At 69.8% G+C, this 17,711-nt stretch carries 14 protein-coding genes; 9 read left to right on the top strand and 5 right to left on the bottom strand.

The genetic code is table 11. The annotated features are described in order from the left end of the window. The coding region (locus tag D7X74_RS14210) for a tetratricopeptide repeat protein (protein ID WP_120533491.1) at window positions 1-843 on the top strand (843 nt) is incomplete at its 5' end. A gap of 142 nt (window positions 844-985) precedes the next feature. Next, complete coding sequence (locus D7X74_RS14205; RefSeq protein ID WP_370450750.1) at window positions 986-1,348, top strand: PH domain-containing protein; 363 nt, start codon at window positions 986-988, stop codon at window positions 1,346-1,348. A 9-nt stretch (window positions 1,349-1,357) separates the two neighbouring features. Here D7X74_RS14205 and D7X74_RS14200 read toward each other — a convergent pair whose 3' ends face one another. Next, complete coding sequence (locus D7X74_RS14200; protein ID WP_120533487.1) at window positions 1,358-2,194, bottom strand: FHA domain-containing protein; 837 nt, start codon at window positions 2,192-2,194, stop codon at window positions 1,358-1,360. Window positions 2,195-2,321: 127 nt separating this feature from the next. Further along, window positions 2,322-2,957 (bottom strand): outer membrane beta-barrel protein, encoded by a 636-nt coding sequence (locus D7X74_RS14195; protein ID WP_120533486.1) that lies wholly within the window; start codon window positions 2,955-2,957, stop codon window positions 2,322-2,324. Between the two features lie 187 nt (window positions 2,958-3,144). Between D7X74_RS14195 and D7X74_RS14190 the strand changes: the two genes are divergently transcribed. Next, on the top strand, window positions 3,145-4,347 hold the full coding sequence (locus D7X74_RS14190) for a carbohydrate-binding family 9-like protein (protein ID WP_120533485.1): 1,203 nt from the start codon (window positions 3,145-3,147) through the stop codon (window positions 4,345-4,347). Between the two features lie 36 nt (window positions 4,348-4,383). On the opposite strand, the gene D7X74_RS14185 is transcribed toward D7X74_RS14190, so the two are convergent. Next, on the bottom strand, window positions 4,384-4,644 hold the full coding sequence (locus D7X74_RS14185) for a hypothetical protein (RefSeq protein WP_120533484.1): 261 nt from the start codon (window positions 4,642-4,644) through the stop codon (window positions 4,384-4,386). Next, window positions 4,631-7,102: a DNA internalization-related competence protein ComEC/Rec2 gene (locus tag D7X74_RS14180; protein ID WP_120533483.1), complete on the bottom strand. Its 2,472-nt coding sequence runs from the start codon at window positions 7,100-7,102 to the stop codon at window positions 4,631-4,633. Before D7X74_RS14180 ends, D7X74_RS14185 begins: the two co-directional genes overlap by 14 nt. 191 nt (window positions 7,103-7,293) lie before the next feature. On the opposite strand from D7X74_RS14180, the gene D7X74_RS14175 reads away from it, so the two are divergent. Beyond that, a complete protein-coding gene (locus D7X74_RS14175) occupies window positions 7,294-7,788 on the top strand; it encodes a CarD family transcriptional regulator (RefSeq protein ID WP_120533482.1) in 495 nt (164 codons plus the stop codon). A 119-nt stretch (window positions 7,789-7,907) separates the two neighbouring features. Here D7X74_RS14175 and D7X74_RS14170 read toward each other — a convergent pair whose 3' ends face one another. Further along, the gene (locus tag D7X74_RS14170) at window positions 7,908-9,461 is read right to left on the bottom strand and encodes an FHA domain-containing protein (RefSeq protein ID WP_120533481.1); all 1,554 of its coding nucleotides are present in this window, start codon (window positions 9,459-9,461) and stop codon (window positions 7,908-7,910) included. Window positions 9,462-9,634: 173 nt separating this feature from the next. On the opposite strand from D7X74_RS14170, the gene cysS reads away from it, so the two are divergent. The 5 genes from cysS to D7X74_RS14145 all read left to right on the top strand — a co-directional run bounded on the left by cysS (window position 9,635) and on the right by D7X74_RS14145 (window position 17,705). Next, window positions 9,635-11,104 carry a cysteine--tRNA ligase gene (gene cysS, locus D7X74_RS14165; protein ID WP_120533480.1) on the top strand — a complete coding sequence of 490 codons (1,470 nt, stop codon included), beginning with the start codon at window positions 9,635-9,637 and terminating at the stop codon, window positions 11,102-11,104. Window positions 11,105-11,149: 45 nt separating this feature from the next. Beyond that, complete coding sequence (locus tag D7X74_RS14160; protein WP_120533479.1) at window positions 11,150-12,829, top strand: M28 family metallopeptidase; 1,680 nt, start codon at window positions 11,150-11,152, stop codon at window positions 12,827-12,829. A gap of 82 nt (window positions 12,830-12,911) precedes the next feature. After that, window positions 12,912-15,080 (top strand): excinuclease ABC subunit UvrB, encoded by a 2,169-nt coding sequence (gene uvrB / locus D7X74_RS14155; RefSeq protein ID WP_120533478.1) that lies wholly within the window; start codon window positions 12,912-12,914, stop codon window positions 15,078-15,080. 12 nt (window positions 15,081-15,092) lie between these two features. Continuing rightward, window positions 15,093-17,048, top strand: a complete 1,956-nt coding sequence (gene uvrC, locus D7X74_RS14150) for an excinuclease ABC subunit UvrC (RefSeq protein WP_120533477.1) — start codon at window positions 15,093-15,095, stop codon at window positions 17,046-17,048. A gap of 138 nt (window positions 17,049-17,186) precedes the next feature. Next, window positions 17,187-17,705, top strand: coding sequence for a DUF507 family protein (locus tag D7X74_RS14145; RefSeq protein WP_120533476.1), 519 nt, complete (start codon window positions 17,187-17,189; stop codon window positions 17,703-17,705). Window positions 17,706-17,711 lie beyond the last annotated feature (6 nt).

Raw genomic sequence — 17,711 nt, 5'->3', positions numbered from 1 at the left:
GCTCCAGCCGAAGCCACCCCGGCCCCCGCCGCCCGTGCGCAGGGCGCCTCCTCCGACGCGAAGCAACCCGCTCGCCCCCAGGAGGTCGCGCCCGCCCGGCACGCGGAGCCCGCGTTCGTGGAGCCGCAGCGCACCTCGCAGGCGGTGCTCGCGGCCACGCGGATCCGGGATGGGGACGCGCTGATGCGCGAGCGTCGCTACCGCGAGGCGGCGTTCGCCTTCCTCGACGCGAAGCACGCGGCGCCGGAGCACGTGGAGGCGCGCTTCAAGCTGGGCAATGCGCTGGCGGTGCTCGGCTACTACGGGCGCGCCATCGACGAGTGGGAGCAGGCTTCGCGCCTCACCCAGGACGCCGCCATTCGTCAGAGCGCGCAGGACAACATCACCCGGGCGCGCGCGAAGCAGACGGAAGCCGGCACCGCTCCGCAGGCCGTGGGGCAGACTCCTGGCTCGGGGCCCGTGGCGGACACGACGCGGGCCCAGGCCCGCCGCGCCTACGAGCAGGGCGTCCAGCACATCAGCCAGCGCGCCTACGCGGCCGCGCTCCAGACGCTGACGCAGGCCGTGCAGCAGGAACCCCTGCTCACGGTGGCCTACGTCGCGCGGGGCAGCGCCAACATCGGGCTGCGCCGGTACGCGGAGGCCGCGGCGGACTATCAGTTCGCGCTGAAGCTGGATCCGGACTCGGCGTCCCCCCTGTACGGCCTCGCGGAGGCGTACCGGGCCCTGGGGCGCAACTTGGAAGCCCGCGACCTGTACGCACGCTATGCCGCGTCCAGCGCGGCGGACGTGCGCCCGGAACTCCAGGCGGAGTCCCGACAGAAGGCCGAGCGCCTGCGCTGACTGCCCGCTCGAAGAGCAGGCGGGCATCGTCAAAGGGGCTGTCCCCGTCACTATTTTACGAGTCATGGACGGACTCGAACGGAAGGTGGAGGGGAAGCAGTCGCAGCAGGTCTTTCGCCCCCGGCGGGTGCTCGCCGCGACGATGGCGGCGGCAGGCCTGCTGTGGCTCGGGGTGCTCGTCTACCTGTTCAACTTCGACGGGGTGCCGCTGAAGACGTTCCTGTCCGCGGGCTTCTTCGTCCTCTTCTTCGCGGTGTCCCTCACCTACTACGGACGCACCCGCATCGAGGTGGACTCCCGAGGCATCACCTGCCGGGGCATGGTGCGCACCCGGCGCTTCTCCTTCGCGGACATCCGCAAGCTGGACGTGCTCCCCGGCCCGGTGACGGTCTACGCCATCCGGGGCAGCAAGGGCTTCGTGCACTTCACCAGCTTCTTCCGCCACCACCGCTACCTGGCCTCGCTCCTGGTGGAGCGCGCGGGCCTGTCCCCGCTGCCCGGCTGAAGCGCGGCCTCACCCCGCTGACGCCAGCACGTAGGTGAGGAGCAACCCGATGAGCGCCAGCAACGCGCCCACGGCGATGAGCCACCCCTCCGAGCGCGAGCGCCGCGGACCGCGTTCGGGAGCAAGGGGCGCCTGCCTCGACGCGTCGGCATCTGAAACCATGGGGAGGGCGTGCCCACCGCCGTCCGGAGCGTCGTCGAACGCCGCCTGGAAGCGCAGCAGGGAACGCCCCAGCTCGACGACGTCGCCATCCGCCAGCGTCCCGGGCGCCTCCAGGCGCACGCCGTTGAGGAACACGCCGTTGGGCGTCCCCAGGTCCTCCAGCAGGAATCCCAGTCCTTCGCGACGGATCCGCGCGTGCAGGCGGGACACGGCCCGGTCCCGCAGCCGCAGGGCCACTCCTTCTCCCCGGCCAATGTCCGTGTGGGCCTCCGCGAGGGCGTGACAGCGGCCCACGTCCAGCCCGGTGAGGCAGGTGATGGAGGCGGCGCGCGAGGGACGCGACTCCACCTCCGTCAGCAGTCCCTTGAGCACCGCCACAGTGCCCACGCCGCGCTCGGGGGCGCTCGGCTCGGCGAGCACGCGCAGACACATGCCGTCGGGAAGGCCCAGCACCTCGCCGGGCAGCACCAGGCGCGACACGCCGGGCAGCACGCGCACCGCGTTCACGGTGAAGCTGCGCACGGCCTCCACCATCAGGCGCTGGGACTCGATGCGCAGGGTCAACAACCCTGGCGGCAGGCCGTCCAGATGGACGTGGTCCTCGGGGCCGCCTCCCAGCAGGTGCTGGCCTTCGGTCAGCTCGAACGGGGTGGGGGTGCCCAGGTGCTCGAATTCGAAGCGCATGTGAACGCCCGGCAGCAAGCGTCACGCCTGCCGCCGGGCGCTGGATTTTCGCGCGGTTGCCCCGCGCCCCCATCCATCCCGCGCCTTCCGTGTCCGGAGGTCGGGACGGCGGGAGGCCGTGGAACGTCTAGAAGGTGGCACCCAGGTTGAGCGTGCCGATGTAGCGGCCGCCCTTGCTGAAGGTCTCGTCACCACCCAGGTCCACGTCGGACGCCGGCAGCGACGCGGCGAACCCCTGGTCGAACAGGAAGTTGTAGTTCACGCGCGCGTCCGCGGTGAAGCTGCCCAACTGCAGGCGCAGGCCACCGCCCACCGGCACGTTGCCCACCGTGTCGTCCTGGAAGCCCGGCGCGATGGCGCGCACGTTGTAGCGGCTGACGCCCACGCCGCCCATGACGTACGGCTGCAGCCGCGTGGCCGTGAGGCCAATCGTCACCGCGCCCTGCACACCGTTGCGCACGATGTCCGGCCCGTTCGCGTTCGTCGCCAGCACGCCGCCCGTGTTGAACTCGCTGACGCTGCCCGTGTAGCCCAGCTCCACGCCCACCACGTTCGTCGGCTTGAGGCCAATCGTCACGCCGTACGCGAGGCCGGGATCAATCTGCGTCCGCAGCGCGTCGGTGTAGCCCTCGACGCCGCCGCCCACCATGAATGAAAGGCCCCGCGTGTTCGTGGACCTGCGCAGCTCCGTCGAAGCCGCTTGCGCGGAACCCGCCGCCAACACCGAGATCGCCACCGCTCCCGCCATCAGTCCCTTGTTCATCTGGTTACCCCTCCCTGTGATGGACCGAAACATGGGGTGCCCTTTCGGGCACGCCAACAGGGACTGGGGGGCCCGAAAGCTCGGCCGCCCTCCCTTGCGGACGGGTTGCCCATGCATGGGAACGCGCTGTCCCACCGGCGGAAGAACGCTTCCCGAAAGACAGGGAAGGGTAGACTGCGTGACTTCGATGCGCGTCCATCCCTGCGTCCTGCTCCCGCTGTTGTCCTCCCTCGTGCTCGTCGGCGCCTGCCGCGACGAACAGGCGGGGCCCGCCCACCGCACGCCCCGGCTGCCCGCGCCCGCGACGCTCCGGACGCTGGACGCGGCCCCGGCGGAGCTCACCCTCCGGAGCGGTGCCACGTTCGCGGGCGGCGCCATCGTCTACCTGGGAACGCGCGTGACGCCGGAGAAGGCCCAGCCCGGGCAGCCGGTGAAGCTCGCGCACTACTTCCAGGCGGTGCGCGCGCCCCCGCAGGGCTTCCACTTCTTCGTGCACGTGGTGGAGCCGGAGAGCGGCCAGATGATCAGCAACGCCGACCACGAGTTCCAGGACGGCGCCGCGCCGCTGGAGACGTGGCCGGTGGGCAAGGTCGTGGAGGACGTGCACACCGTCACCATGCCGGGCAGCCCCGGCCGCGTGGTGCTGGGCTTCTGGCGCGACGATGAGCGCCTGGCGGTGGACAACCCCCGCGTGCAACTGGGCGCCAACCGCGTGCGCGGTCCGCTGCTGGGCGGCGAGCCTCCCGCGCTGCCGGAGTACACCGTCACGCGGGTGAAGAAGGCGCCCGTGCTCGACGGCGTGCTCGACGATGAGGCGTGGAAGGGTGCGAAGCCGGTGACGCTGGTGGGCAGCTTCGACGGCCGCGCCCCCCGGCTGCGCACCCAGGCGCGCCTCGTCTACGACGACGCGTACCTGTACGCGGCCTTCGACGTGGAGGACCCGGACGTCTGGGGCACGCTGCGCAACCGCGACGACTCCATCTACGAGCAGGAGGTCGTGGAGGTGTTCCTCGACGCCAACGCGGACGGGCGCACGTACAACGAGCTGGAGGTGTCCCCGCACAACGTCCTCTTCGACGCGTACTTCCCCGCGCGGCGCCAGGGCATGGACCTGTCGTGGGACTCGGGAATGAAGACGGCGGTGAAGGTGCGCGGCACGCTGGACGACGCGTCGGACCGCGACGAGGGCTGGAGCGTGGAGCTGGCCATCCCGTTCAAGAATCTGGCGGAGGTGCCCCACATCCCGCCCGAGCCCGGGGAGCGCTGGCGCTTCAACCTCTACCGGTTGGAGCACCACGACCGCAGGCAGGTGGAAGGCCAGGCCTTCTCACCCCTCTTCATTGGGGACTTCCATGCCCTGCCGCGCTTCGCGTGGCTCATCTTCCAGTAGGAAGGGCCACCCGGCGCGCGGCGGCACGGCCCTCCGTCACGCGTGCGGAGAGATGTCCCAGGGCGCGTCCGCGACCGAGCGCTCCGACGGATCTCCCAGGAAGCGCACGAAGCCTCGCGCCTCCAGCGTGTCGACGAGCTCCTCGGCCTCCAGCTCGGAGAAGTGGTTGCTCCGCATGTCGAGCAGCATGTCGCGCATCAGGGACTTGCCGCGCAGGTAGCCCACGGGCTCGCCCGGGCCGAGCTTGGACTTCAGGTCGGCGGTCAACTGCTGGAGATCAAGGTCATCGGAAATCATCGGCGCTACGGTGGGTCTGCTTCCCACTTGCCGCAACCGGCAGGGGGACCTCCTCGACGTGCGGCAGGAAGGAGACCAGGCGGACGTCCTGGCCGTCGCTCTCCAGCGTGACGGCGCCATCCCGGTCGGTGCGCCAGCACTCGGTGCCCAGGGTCCGATAGCGCGCCTCCACCTCCGGATGCGGGAAGCCGAACCGGTTTCGCCGGCCCACGCAGAACACCGCGTGACGCGGCCGCGTGCGGGCCAGCAGCGGCGCGGTGGAGGAGGTGCGCGAGCCATGGTGCGGCACCTTCAACACCGTGACCGTCCCCACGGACTCTTCGAGCGCGGCCTCGCCGTCCTCCTCCACGTCGCCCGCCAGCAGCACGGTGACGTCGCCATGGCGCACGCGCAGCACCACGCTCCGGTCGTTCGCGCCCTCCATCAACTCCCGGTCCACCGGAGGCCCCAGCACCTCCAGCGTCGCCTCGCCCAGCGTGAACGGGGGATGCCCCACCTGCACCTCCTCCACGACCGCGCCCGGAGCGGCCGCCGCGACGCGCCGGGAGAGGGGACCGTCGGTGGTGCCCGCGGACATCCACAGCCGCTCAGGAGGCACCCGCGCCAGCGTGGACACCATCCCGAGCGCATGGTCCGGATGGGGATGCGACAGCACCGCGAGATCCAACCGGGAGACCCCCTCGGCCTTGAGGAAGGGCAGCACGAAGCGCTCCCCGGTGTCCGCGCCCTCCGGGACGCCGCCCCCGTCCACCAGCGCATGGTGACCCCGGGAGCGGAGCACCACCGCGTCGCCCTGGCCCACCGACAGGAACGTGATGCGCAGCGCGGGCTCCGGGGCGAGCCCGGGAAGCAGCACGGCGCCCAGCACGGCCAGGGGCGTGAGCACGCCCAGGGTGCGCCAGCGTCCTGAACCCAGCGCCCAGCACAGCAGCCCCACCGCGTACGCGATGGAGAGGAGCACCCCCAGGCCGGGCACCTCCACCGCCGCGAAGGGCACCGAGGCAAAGCCCCGCGTCAGCGCCAGCAGCAGCTCAGAGGCCCACGCGCCCGCCCACAGCACCGGGGTCGCCAGCACGGGGGCCACGACGAAGAGCGCCGCGCCGCCCGCCGCGAGCCCGGTGAGCACGCCACACAGGGGCAGCGCGACGATGTTGGACACGAGCCCCGCCAGGCTCACCCGCCCGAACGCCGCCGCCACCACGGGCAGGCCCACGAGCGTCGCCGCGGCGCTGGCGCACAGCGTCTGCGCCACCGCCTCCTTCGCCTGCGCGGCCCAGCGCTTCAGCCGGCGGGGTTCGGAAGGGTCGGGCCGGTCCACGGGCAGCGCCTCGCGCAGCGCGGGCGACAGCAGCACCAGCCCCAGCACGGCGAGGAACGACAGCCGGAGCGACAGGTCCACCACGCTGGAGGGCGTCCACGCCACCAGCACGAGCGCCGCCAGCGACAGGCCGTTGAGTCCGTCCGCGCGCCGCCACAGGCCCAGCCCCAGCAGCACCGCCGTGGCCATCACCGCCGAGCGCACCGCCGGGGCCTGGTTCCCCGTGAAGAGCACGTAGGCCCAGACGAAGGGCACCGCCGCCGGGGCCGCCACCCGCCGGGCCTCCAGCGCGCGCCACCGTCCTCCCAGCCGCACCAGCGCCCGCCGCAGGAGCGCCAGCGTCATCAGGGCCAGCGCCGCCACGTGCAGCCCGCTGACGCTGAGCACGTGCGCGAGCCCCGCCCGCGAGAACGCATCCTCCCAGGCGTCGTCCAGCTCCGCGCGCTGGCCCGCCGCGAGCGTCAGGAACAGCGCCGCCGCGTCCGGGGACGGCGCCACCCGGCGCACCGCCACCCCCAGCCGGCTCCGGAGGTCCTCCAGCGTCAGCCGCCACGCCGGGGCAGGGGAGAGCACCAGCAGGCGCTCCTGAGCGAAGCCTCCCGTGAAGGCCACGCCCTGCCGCCGCCGCGCCGACGCGAAGTCCCGCTCGCCCGGATTGGACGGCGGCGCATCCGGGATGAGCCGGGCCTCCACCCGCACGCGTTGCCCGGGTTGCAGGTCCAGGCCTCCTCCCCGGCCGGAGAGGCTGACACGGAAGCGGGCGGCGACCTCCGGACCCGTGGCGGGGCCCGCCCGCGATACGGCCAGCCTCAAGCGGGTGGTGCCATCGAAGCGCTCCACGCGCTCCAGCTCACCCTCCAGCCGCGCGCTTCCACCATCCGCCAGCGCCGGGGGGACCTCCACCCGGGCCTCGAAACCGGAAAGACCCGCCCCGGTGAGGCCCAGGGCGACGAGCACCGCCAGATGGGCTCCCGGCAATGGACCGAGCGCCGTCCCCACCAGTCCCAGACAAAGCGCGCAGAGGAGAAATACCTCGGCGGCGCTCCCTGTTCCGGTTGCCCAGAGGGCGCCGAGCGTGAGGCTCAGCGCAGGAAAGAACAAAGGACGCGTGCCCAGGTCGCGCCACGCATAACGAACCAACACCCACCCCCACCCACCACCGTGTCCGTCATGCGGCGCTCGTACCCTGAGCCATTCCGCACACAAAACCGGACACCGTAGTGCGGCCCGCTTCGGGTGGTCAAGGCGATTTCGTTGCCCGTGGATGTGGTTTGTGGTAGTAGTGGCCGGCTTGAAGGCCGGGGTCGAAGCTTTCTCCAAGGAGGCAGTTAGTGCAGACCAGCTTCAAGACTGGTGACAAGGCGGTTTATCCGGGCCAGGGCGTCGGCGAGGTGATGGGCATCGAGCACACCGAGGTCGCCGGGCAGCGCCAGTCGTTCTACGTGCTGCGCATCCTGGAGAACGGGATGCGGATCATGATCCCCATCAACAAGGTCGGTTCTGTCGGCCTGCGGGAGATCATCAGCGAGGAGGACGTCAAGCAGGTCTACTCCATCCTTCGCGAGAAGGACATCTCGGTGGACTCGACGACGTGGAACCGTCGCTACCGCGAGTACATGGAGAAGATCAAGACGGGCTCCGTCTTTGAAATCGCGGAGGTGCTGCGCGACCTGTACCTGCTCAAGGGTGACAAGGACCTGTCGTTCGGCGAGCGCAAGATGCTCGACACGGCACGCTCGCTGCTCATCAAGGAGCTGTCGCTGGCCAAGGACTGCACCGAGGAAGAGGTCGAGTCGGACCTGAAGAAGATCTTCAACCTCGCCTGATGCCTTCGCAGCGCGGCGGGCCCACCGGCCGCCGTGCTCGCATTCCTCGCCCCGGGTTCCCTCGTTGGGACTCGGGGCGTCGTGTTTCTGGAGGGCGCCGCACGCTGAGCGCCCTCGCCTCACTGCGCGGACGGGGTGCCCTGCGCGTCGAGCGCCGCCAACTGGGTGCGGGCCTCGGCGTTGGAGGCGTCGTGCTTCAGGGCGGCGTTGAAGGCCGCGCGCGCGTCGGCCCAGCGGCTGGCGCGGACGGCGTCCCTGCCGGTGCTCACGTAGAGGCCGGCGAGCTGTCGCCGGAGCGCGGCCCCGTGGCGGCTCCAACCCTGGGATACGTCCTGGTCCAGCCGCACGGCTGCGCTGAGTGCATCGAGCGCCCGGGGTGTGTCGTTGCGGGCCAGCGCGGCCTGTGCGGTATCCCTGGCGGTCTGGAAGCGGGTGAGCTGCTGCACCAGCGGCGCGAGGTTCGCGCGCCGCGCCTGGGCCAGGGCGCCCGCGACGTCGCCGGACTCGTAGCGGGCAAGGATGGCTTCGCGCGCGCCCTCATCTGGAGGGCCGTTCACGGCGGCCGCCACCGGGCCCTTCCGGGCGGTGGAGGCTGCTTTCGGCGCGTCCTCGCGAGCGATGTCCGACGCATCGGAAGCTGGCTCCACGCTCTTCGCTGAAGTCGTGCTCCCGCGCAGGCCCCGGGCGATGTCCGTCGCGCTTGGCCCCTCGCCTGCCTTCGCGGTTGCGTGCTGTCCACGGGCCGGTTCGCCCGAGCCGGGAGTCTCCCCTGCATTCGCGGCCGCCGTGTCTTCGCTCGGCCCTATCGGAGCCCCCTTCACGCCAGCGGCAGCAGCAGGCTCCACGGATCCGGAGGGCTCCGTCCCCCGCCCCGCCTCGACGCCACGAACATCCTTCTTCGCCGGGGTGCTCGCGCCCTTCGCGGACGTCCCTTCCGTCGCGGTCCGTGCCGGTGACGCGTCCGTCATCCGCATGGCCACCAGGCTGATCAGCGCCGCCACCGCGGAGCCCACGACGGCCGCCGCCAGGGCCACGACGACGACACCCACCGAGCGCTTCCCACCGCGCGGCAGGATGGGATCCAACGCGGTCTTGATCTCCATTGGTGACGCGCCCGAACCGCGCAGGCGCAGCGCCGCGTTGCCCAGGCTCAGCTCGTCGCCGGGCCGGATCTCCACCTCGCCCTTGATGCGCGAGCGGTTGACGAACGTGCCGTTCTGGCTGCCCAGGTCGCGCACGGCGAAGGCATTGCCGCGCCGGGTGAGCTGCGCATGGCGCCGGCTGATGGACGCGTGCTGGAGCCGCAGGTCGGACGTGGAGGAACGGCCCAGCGTGATGGAGCCCTGGTGCAGCGGCACGAGCTGTCCCGCGCCCGGCCCCCGCTCCACGTACAGGAACGCGGGCGACAAGCCCGGATCCGAGTACTCCTTCTGCCAGTCGTAGCGGGGCGACAGCTCCCGGTCGGACTTCGACCGCTCGCCCGGCCCCCGCCGCTTCACCTTCCGGGAACCCGCCGGATACTGGGGCACCCGCTGGGGCCGCGGATCATCCGCCTGGAGGGGCGCCACCTCGTCGTCGTCGAACGGCAGCTCCTCGGCCGGTTCCTCCTTGGCCGCCTGCTGTCCCGGCGGGCGGGGAGGGCGCGGCGGACGCTTGGGATTCGGCGGGGCCATGCGGGCCATTCTCCCAGGTTGCGGGGCCGCGAACAGGGCCCCTGCCGGCGTTTCCGAGGTTGTCCAACGCTTCCCGCGTCAAAGGCTGGCCTGTGTGGGACGGGGGATCCTAGAGTGTGTACCGCGTCGCGCAAGTGTCGCGCCCGCCCCGCTCGCTAGGAGGACCCTCCACCGTGGCCCCCTCATCCATCCGGCTCTTCAACACGATGTCCATGCAGAAGGAGCCGCTGGAGCCGCTCGTGCCCGGCGAGGTGAAGGTCTACGTCTGTGGGCCCACCGTCTACAGCTACATCCATATCGGGAACGCACGCACCTTCACGTCGTTCGACGTGGTGGTCCGCTACCTGCGCTACCGGGGCTTCAAGGTGACGTACGTGCGCAACTACACGGACGTCGACGACAAGATCATCAAGGCCGCGCACGAGACGGGTGAATCCCCCGTGGACCTCGCGTCGCGCTTCGTGGAGATCTTCCGCGAGGACACCCGCGCCCTGCACCTGCGCGAACCGGACGTGTCCCCGCGCGTCAGCGAAACGATCCCAGAGATCATCGCCATCATCCAGACGCTGGTGGACAAGGGCTTCGCCTACGAGGCGAAGGGCGACGTGTACTTCGCGGTCGGCAAGGACGAGGACTACGCGAAGCTGTCCAAGCGCAACCTGGACGAACTGTGCCAGGGCGAGCGCGTGCACCCCGGCGAGCTCAAGCACGAGCCCCTGGACTTCGCCCTGTGGAAGGCGGCGAAGCCCGGCGAGCCGTCATGGGACAGCCCGTGGGGCAAGGGCCGTCCGGGCTGGCACATCGAGTGCTCCGCGATGAGCGAGAAGTACCTGGGCCGCTCGTTCGACATCCACGGCGGGGCGTTGGACCTCATCTTCCCCCACCACGAGAACGAGATCGCCCAGAGCGAGTCCGCCACCGGCCAGGAGATGGCGAAGTACTGGATGCACTGCGGCTTCCTCGACCTGGAAGGCGCGAAGATGTCCAAGTCGCTGGGCAACGTGGTGCGCCTGCGCGACGCGCTCGCCAAGGTGGACGCGGAGGCGCTGCGCTTCTTCTTCCTGTCCACGCACTACCGCCACCCGCTGAGCTTCGGGGAGAAGGCGCTCCAGGACGCGGAGATGCGCATGGAGTACTTCTACGAAACGCTGCGCAAGGTGGACGAGCGCGTGGCGGGCAAGGACTTCGGCAAGGGCCCGCTGCACGGCGACCCCGCGCGCTTCCTCACGGAGTTCGAGTCCTCCATGGACGACGACTTCAACACCGCCGGAGCGCTGGGCGCGCTGTCGGGCCAGTTCGGGTTGATGAACGAACTCACCGACAAGCCGCCCGTGAAGGACAAGCCGCTGGTGGGCCGCACCCTCCAGGCGCTGCGCGAGCAGGTGCGTGAAGCCTCCCGCGTGCTGGGCCTCTTCGAGGACGATCCGGCGGACTGGCTCCTGCGCCGCCGCGACCGCGCCGTGCGCGAGCGCGGCATCGACGTGGCGGAGGTGGAGCGGCTGCTCGCCGAGCGGACCGCCGCGCGAGCCGCGAAGGACTTCGCCGCGGCGGACCGCGTGCGCACCACCCTCAAGGAACGCGGCGTGGACATCATGGACACGCCTGGCGGCACCTCCTGGAAGGTGGCGGCGCCCGCGTCCTGAAAACCCGCTGGGGGCGCCCTGGCCGGCCATGCTAGGCCAGGGCGCATGAGGCTCCTTCCGGCCGTCCTGTTCGTCGCCCTGTCCTCGGCGTCCGCCCTCGCGGCGGGCGCTGCGTCCATCACGCGCCAGGAGAAGGTGGCCCAGCAGGCCATCACCCCGGAGCTGCTGCGCGCGCACGTGCGCTTCCTCGCGAGCGACCTGCTGGAGGGACGCGGCCCCGGCACGCGGGGCGACGCGCTGGCGCAGGAGTACATCGCCGCGCAGTTGGAGGGCCTGGGCCTGAAGCCCGGCGCCCCGGACGGCGGCTACCTGCAGCGCTTCGACCTGATGGGCATCAACAGCCATCCGGGCGCGATGACGGTCCAGGCGAAGTCGGGCCGCATGGAGCTCAAGACCCGCGACGACTTCATCGCCGTGTCCGGCGTGCAGGCCCCGGAGGCGAAGCTGGACGCGTCCGAGCTGGTGTTCGTGGGCTACGGCATCGTCGCGCCGGAGTTCCAGTGGGACGACTTCAAGGGCGTGGACCTGAAGGGCAAGACGCTGGTCATCCTCAACAATGATCCGGAGGAGGATCCGCGCCTGTTCGCGGGCAAGACGCGCCTCTGGTACGGCCGCTGGGACTACAAATACGAGCAGGCGGCGAAGACGGGCGCGGCGGGCGCCATCATCATCCACACCACGCCCAGCGCGGGCTACCCGTGGCAGGTGGTGCGCACGTCGTGGACGGGGGAGCAGTTCGAACTGCCCGCCGGTGACGCGCCCCGCCTCCAGGTGAAGGCGTGGACCACCGAGGACGCCACGAAGCAGGTGCTGAAGCTCGCGGGCCACGACCTGGAGGCGCTGCGCGCCGCCGCGCAGAAGCGGGACTTCCGCCCGGTGCCGCTGGGCGTGACGGTGTCGCTGCGCATCACCAGCGAGGTGCACCGCCGGCCCACCGCGAACGTCCTGGCCCTCCTGCCGGGCAGCGACCCTGTGCTGTCGAAGGAGGTGGTGCTCTACACCGCGCACCATGATCACCTGGGCAAGAAGGACGACGGCAAGCCCGGTGACGACGTCATCTACAACGGCGCGGTGGACAACGCGTCCGGCGTGGCCGCGATGCTCTCCGTGGCCCGGGCCTTCTCCGCGCTGCCCACGGCCCCGCGCCGCTCCATCCTCTTCGCCGCGGTGGCCGCGGAGGAGTACGGCCTGCTGGGCTCCGCGTACCTGGCCGCGAACCCACCGGTGCCCACGGGCCGCATCGCCGCGAACATCAACGTGGACGGCGCCAACATCCTGGGCCGCACGCGCGACATCACCGTCATCGGCCTGGGCAAGTCCAGCCTGGACGGCTTCGTCACCGCGATGGCGAAGACCCAGGGGCGCACGGTGAAGGCGGATCAGCTCTCCGACCGCGGCTTCTTCTACCGGTCGGATCAATTCAACTTCGCGCGCATGGGCATCCCGGCCGCCTACTTCGGCAGCGGCATGGACTTCATCGGCAAGCCGGAGGGCTGGGGCCGCGAACAGCGGGGCGTGTGGGAGCTGAAGCACTACCACCAGCCCTCCGACGAACTGCGGCCGGAGTGGGACCTGTCCGGCGCCGTGGAGGACACCCGGCTGTTCTTCCTGGTGGGGGCCCAGGTGGCGCGCGCGCCGCAGATGCCGAAGTGGAACCCGGGCGATGAATTCGAGGCTGCCCGCCTGAGGTCCCTGGAGGCACTGAAGGGAGCGCCCGGGAAGTAGGGGGCCGTCTTTTCCGTCTTTTGGCGGACGGGCGTGCACGAAGGTTCAGTGGGGGGGCATCCGGGATGTTAGATCCCTGCCCATGCCGGAGTTCCAACTCGTCAGTGACCATTCGCCCCAGGGCGACCAGCCCAGGGCCATCGGTGAGTTGACCGAGGGCCTGCTGCGCGGCGACCGCTACCAGACCCTCCTGGGCGTCACCGGTTCGGGCAAGACGTTCACGATGGCGAACCTCATCGCCAACGTGCAGCGGCCCACGCTGGTCATCGCGCACAACAAGACGCTGGCCGCGCAGCTCTACGGTGAGTTCAAGGGCCTGTTCCCGAACAACGCCGTCGAGTACTTCGTCTCCTATTACGACTACTACCAGCCCGAGGCCTACGTTCCGTCGACGGACACCTTCATCGAGAAGGACTCGTCCATCAACGAGAACATCGAACGGATGCGCCACTCGGCGACGCACAGCCTGCGCACGCGCGACGACGTCATCATCGTGGCCAGCGTGTCCTGCATCTACGGCCTGGGTGCCGCGCGCAGCTACGTGGACCTGGCCATCCGCGCGCAGGTGGGCGAGGACATGGGCCGCGACGGCTTCATGCGCAAGCTCGTGGAGGCCCAGTACGAGCGCAACGACCTGGACTTCCACCGCGGCACCTTCCGCGCCCGGGGCGACACCGTGGAGGTGTTCCCCATCTACGAGGAAGAGCGCGCCGTGCGCGTCAGCTTCTTCGGCGACGAGGTGGAGCGCATCACCGAGTTCGACCCGCTGCGCGGCGTGACGCTGGGGCAGTTGGAGAAGATCGTCATCTTCCCCGCCAGCCACTACGTCGCGGGCCCGGAGGCGCGCCAGAGCGCCATGCGCACCATTCGCGAGGAACTGGCGGAACAGCTCCAGAAGTTCAAGGCGGAAGGCAAGCTGCTGGAGGCGCAGCGGCTGGAGCAGCGCACCATGTTCGACCTGGAGATGATCGAACAGGTCGGCTACTGCAACGGCATCGAGAACTATTCGCGCCACTTCACCGGGCGCGCGCCGGGCGAGTCGGCCCCGTGCCTCATCGACTACTTCCCGCGCAACATGCTGGTGCTCATCGACGAGAGCCACCAGACGGTGTCCCAGATTGGCGCCATGTACCGCGGCGACCGCGCGCGCAAGGAGACGCTGGTCAACTTCGGCTTCCGCATGCCCAGCGCCCTGGACAACCGGCCGCTGAAGTTCGTGGAGTTCGAGGAGATGGTGCAGCAGGCCGTCTTCGTCTCCGCCACGCCCGCCGAGTACGAGCTGCAGAAGTCCAAGGGCGTGGTGGTGGAGCAGATCATCCGCCCCACGGGCCTCATCGATCCGGAGGTGGAGACGCGCCCCGCCGGCAACCAGGTGGACGACCTCTTGGAAGAGGTCCGCGTGCGCGTGTCGCGCAACGAGCGCGTGCTGGTGACGACGCTCACCAAGCGCATGGCGGAGGACCTCACCGAGTACTACAGCGACGTGGGCGTGAAGGTGCGCTACCTGCACTCGGACATCGACGCCATCCAGCGCATGGCCATCATCCGCGACCTGCGCCGGGGCGAGTTCGACGTGCTCGTGGGCATCAACCTGCTGCGCGAGGGCCTGGACATCCCGGAGGTGTCGCTCGTCGCCATCCTGGACGCGGACAAGGAAGGCTTCCTGCGCAGCCACGTGTCGCTCATCCAGACCATCGGCCGCGCGGCGCGCAACCTGAACGGCCGCGTCATCATGTACTCGGACCAGATGACGGACTCGATGAAGCGGGCCATCGAGGAGACGTCCCGCCGCCGCACCATCCAGACCGCCTACAACACCGAGCACGGCATCACGCCGCGTTCGGTGAAGAGCAACATCCAGAACTTCTCCGAGAACATCCCGGACTACGACGCTCAGGCCGGCGCGCTGCCCATGGCGGCGGAAGGGGAGAACGACCTGCTGGAGGCCAAGGAGATCAAACGCCTCATCGGGGAGTTCAACCAGGAGATGCTCAAGGCCGCGGACGACATGCAGTTCGAGAAGGCCGCCGAGTTCCGCGACCGCGTCCAGCTGCTCAAGGACATGGACCTGGGCCTCAAGCCGCCGTCCAGGTCGCTCCTGCGCGCGCCGCCCAAGGCGGTGGACGCGCCGGGCACCACCCCGAAGAAGGGGGGGCGCGGACGTGGGCGTCCGTCGGGCGGCGGTTCGTCCGGCGGGACTTCAGGCGGTTCCTCGGCGAAGCCGTCCGGCCGCTCGCGGGCGAAGAACTAGGAGCCATCCCGCATGGACATCCGGCTGCAGGAGAAGCTGGACGCGCTGCCCACCGAGCCCGGCGTGTACCTGATGAAGGACAAGCGCGGGCAGATCATCTACGTCGGCAAGGCCATCAACCTTCGCAGCCGGGTGCGCAGCTACTTCACCCGCACCGGCGACACCCGCGTCTTCGTGTCCATGCTGGACACGATGCTGGGCGACCTGGAGACGGTGCTCGTCCACAACGAGAAGGAAGCGCTCCTCCTCGAAAACGAGCTGATCAAAAAGCACAAGCCGCGCTTCAACGTCCTGCTCAAGGACGACAAGCAGTTCATCTCCCTGCGCCTGGACCGCCACCAGCCGTTCCCCCGGCTGGAGGTGGTGCGCAAGTACGAGAAGGACGGCGCGCGCTACTTCGGCCCGTACTCCAGCGCGGGCGCCATCCGCGAAACGCTGCGCCTCATCAACCGCTTCTTCCAGTTGCGCACCTGCACGGACCACGTGCTGGCCAACCGCAAGCGGCCGTGCCTGCTCCATCAAATCGGGCGGTGCCCGGCCCCGTGCGTCTTCCCGGTGTCCCAGGAGGACTACCGCAAGAGCGTGGACGAGGTGGCCATGTTCCTGGAGGGCAAGGCGGGGGAGCTGACCGAAGGGCTGCGCATGCGCATGAAGCGCGCGGCGTCCGAGCTGAAGTTCGAGGAGGCCGCGCGGGTGCGCGACCAGCTGCTCGCCATTGAACGCAGCCTGGAGCGCCAGAAGGTGGCGACCAGCGACTTCAAGGACCAGGACGTGTTCGCCTTCTTCCGCGAGGGCGACCGCATCCTGTTCTACGTGCTGCACGTGCGGCAGGGCCGGCTCAACGGCGGCCAGGCCTTCCCCTTCGGCAGCCAGGAGTTCCCGGACGACGAGCTGCTCGCCTCGTTCGTGAACCTCTACTACGACCAGGGCGGCTTCGTGCCGGAGGAGGTGCTCCTGCCCCTGGAGCCCGGCGACGGCACGGACGGCCTGGAGGCCCTGCTCACCGAGCGCCGGGGCGACCGCGTGAAGGTGTTCGTCCCCAAGCGCGGGGAGAAGCATGAACTGGTGAACATGGCGGTGAAGAACGCGGAGCAGGCGTTCGTGGAGCGAAAGCGCACCAAGGACGAGACGGACACGGTCTTGTCACGGCTCCAGTCCAAGCTGGGCCTGCGCAACTTCCCGCGCCGGATGGAGTGCTACGACATCTCCCACTTCCAGAGCTCCTCCATCGTCGCCTCGCAGGTGGCGGTGACGGACGGGGAGACGGACAAGTCGCGCTACCGCAAGTACAAGATCAAGACGGTGGACAAGCAGGACGACTTCGCCAGCATGTACGAGGTCATCACCCGCCGGCTCAAGCGGGGCCTGGAGGATGGGGACCTGCCGGACCTGCTCGTCATCGACGGTGGCAAGGGCCAGCTCGCCAGCGCGCACGCGGCCATGAAGGACCTGGGCGTGGAGGGCGTGGACGTGGTGGGCCTGGCCAAGAGCCGCGACCAGGAGGTCTTCGACCGGGACGCGGAGAGCGCGAAGAGCCCCGAGCGCGTCTTCGTGCTGGGCCGCAAGGACCCCATCGTCCTGCCCCAGAACTCGGCGGAAATGTTCATGCTCACGCGCATGCGTGACGAAGCCCACCGCTTCGCCATCACCTTCCAGGGCAAGTCCATGCGAAAGAGCGCCATGCGCTCGGCGCTGGAGGACATTCCCGGCGTGGGCGAAGGAAGGCGGAAGATGTTGCTGCGCCACTTCGGTTCTCTCAAGCGGGTGGGGGACGCCAGCATCGAGGAGCTGGCCGAAGTCGTAGGGCCGGCGATGGCCGAGCGCGTCCACGCGGGCCTGCATGGCGACCCCGAGGACGACACCGAGGACCCGGTGCGCGAAGCCAGCCTGGACGACGCGAGCGAACCGTCGCGGGAAAATGCAGCGCACGAAAAAGCGGATGGAGGGTCGCCACCGGGTACGGCATGATTAAGTTCCGGTTCGGACGCCGGGGGGGGCTGGCCGCTGGAACCCGCGACGTTCCTAGGGTTTTTCATTGCGACCATGCTCGGCGCTGTTTTATAGCGGTTGAAGATCCGAGCACGTTTGAAGAGGACGAGGACCGACATGAGGCTGTATCCGAAGGTGATCCCGATCATCTCGCGCGAGGCCATTCAGCAGCTCATGCAGGACGGGGACATCGAGGTGGAGCCGATGCGCGTGGCTGACGCCGAGATGGACCTCTCCGCCATCATGCGCGAGTACCTCGCCAACGAAGAGCGTGTGAACCAGGCGACGCGAGAGGCCCTGGAGCGTCGGGGATATGACTACTCCAAGTTCAACCAGGTGAAGCGCGAGATGGCGGATGTGCGCGGCTTCAAGATGGGGGACGAGGGCATCGAGTACGTCATCAACCAGATGATCGAATTCCTGCTCATCAGCCGGAACGTGGAGGAGGTCTTCTCTCCCGATAACGTTCTGCGTCAGAAGATGTTCCAGGGAATGAAGAAGCACCTGGACGTGGACGATGAGATCGACCGGGAAGCCCGCTCGCGGCTGAAGCACCTGCAGGAAGGCACGAGCGCCTTCGACATCGAGTACAACAAGACCGTCGAGCAGATCCGCCGCGCCCGCGGCCTGATTTAGTCCCGG

Source organism: Corallococcus sp. CA047B, from assembly GCF_003612065.1.
Taxonomy (GTDB): Bacteria; Myxococcota; Myxococcia; order Myxococcales; family Myxococcaceae; genus Corallococcus; species Corallococcus praedator.
Note: the sequence above shows the minus strand (reverse complement) of the source record. Positions and strands in the feature narration are given on the sequence as shown.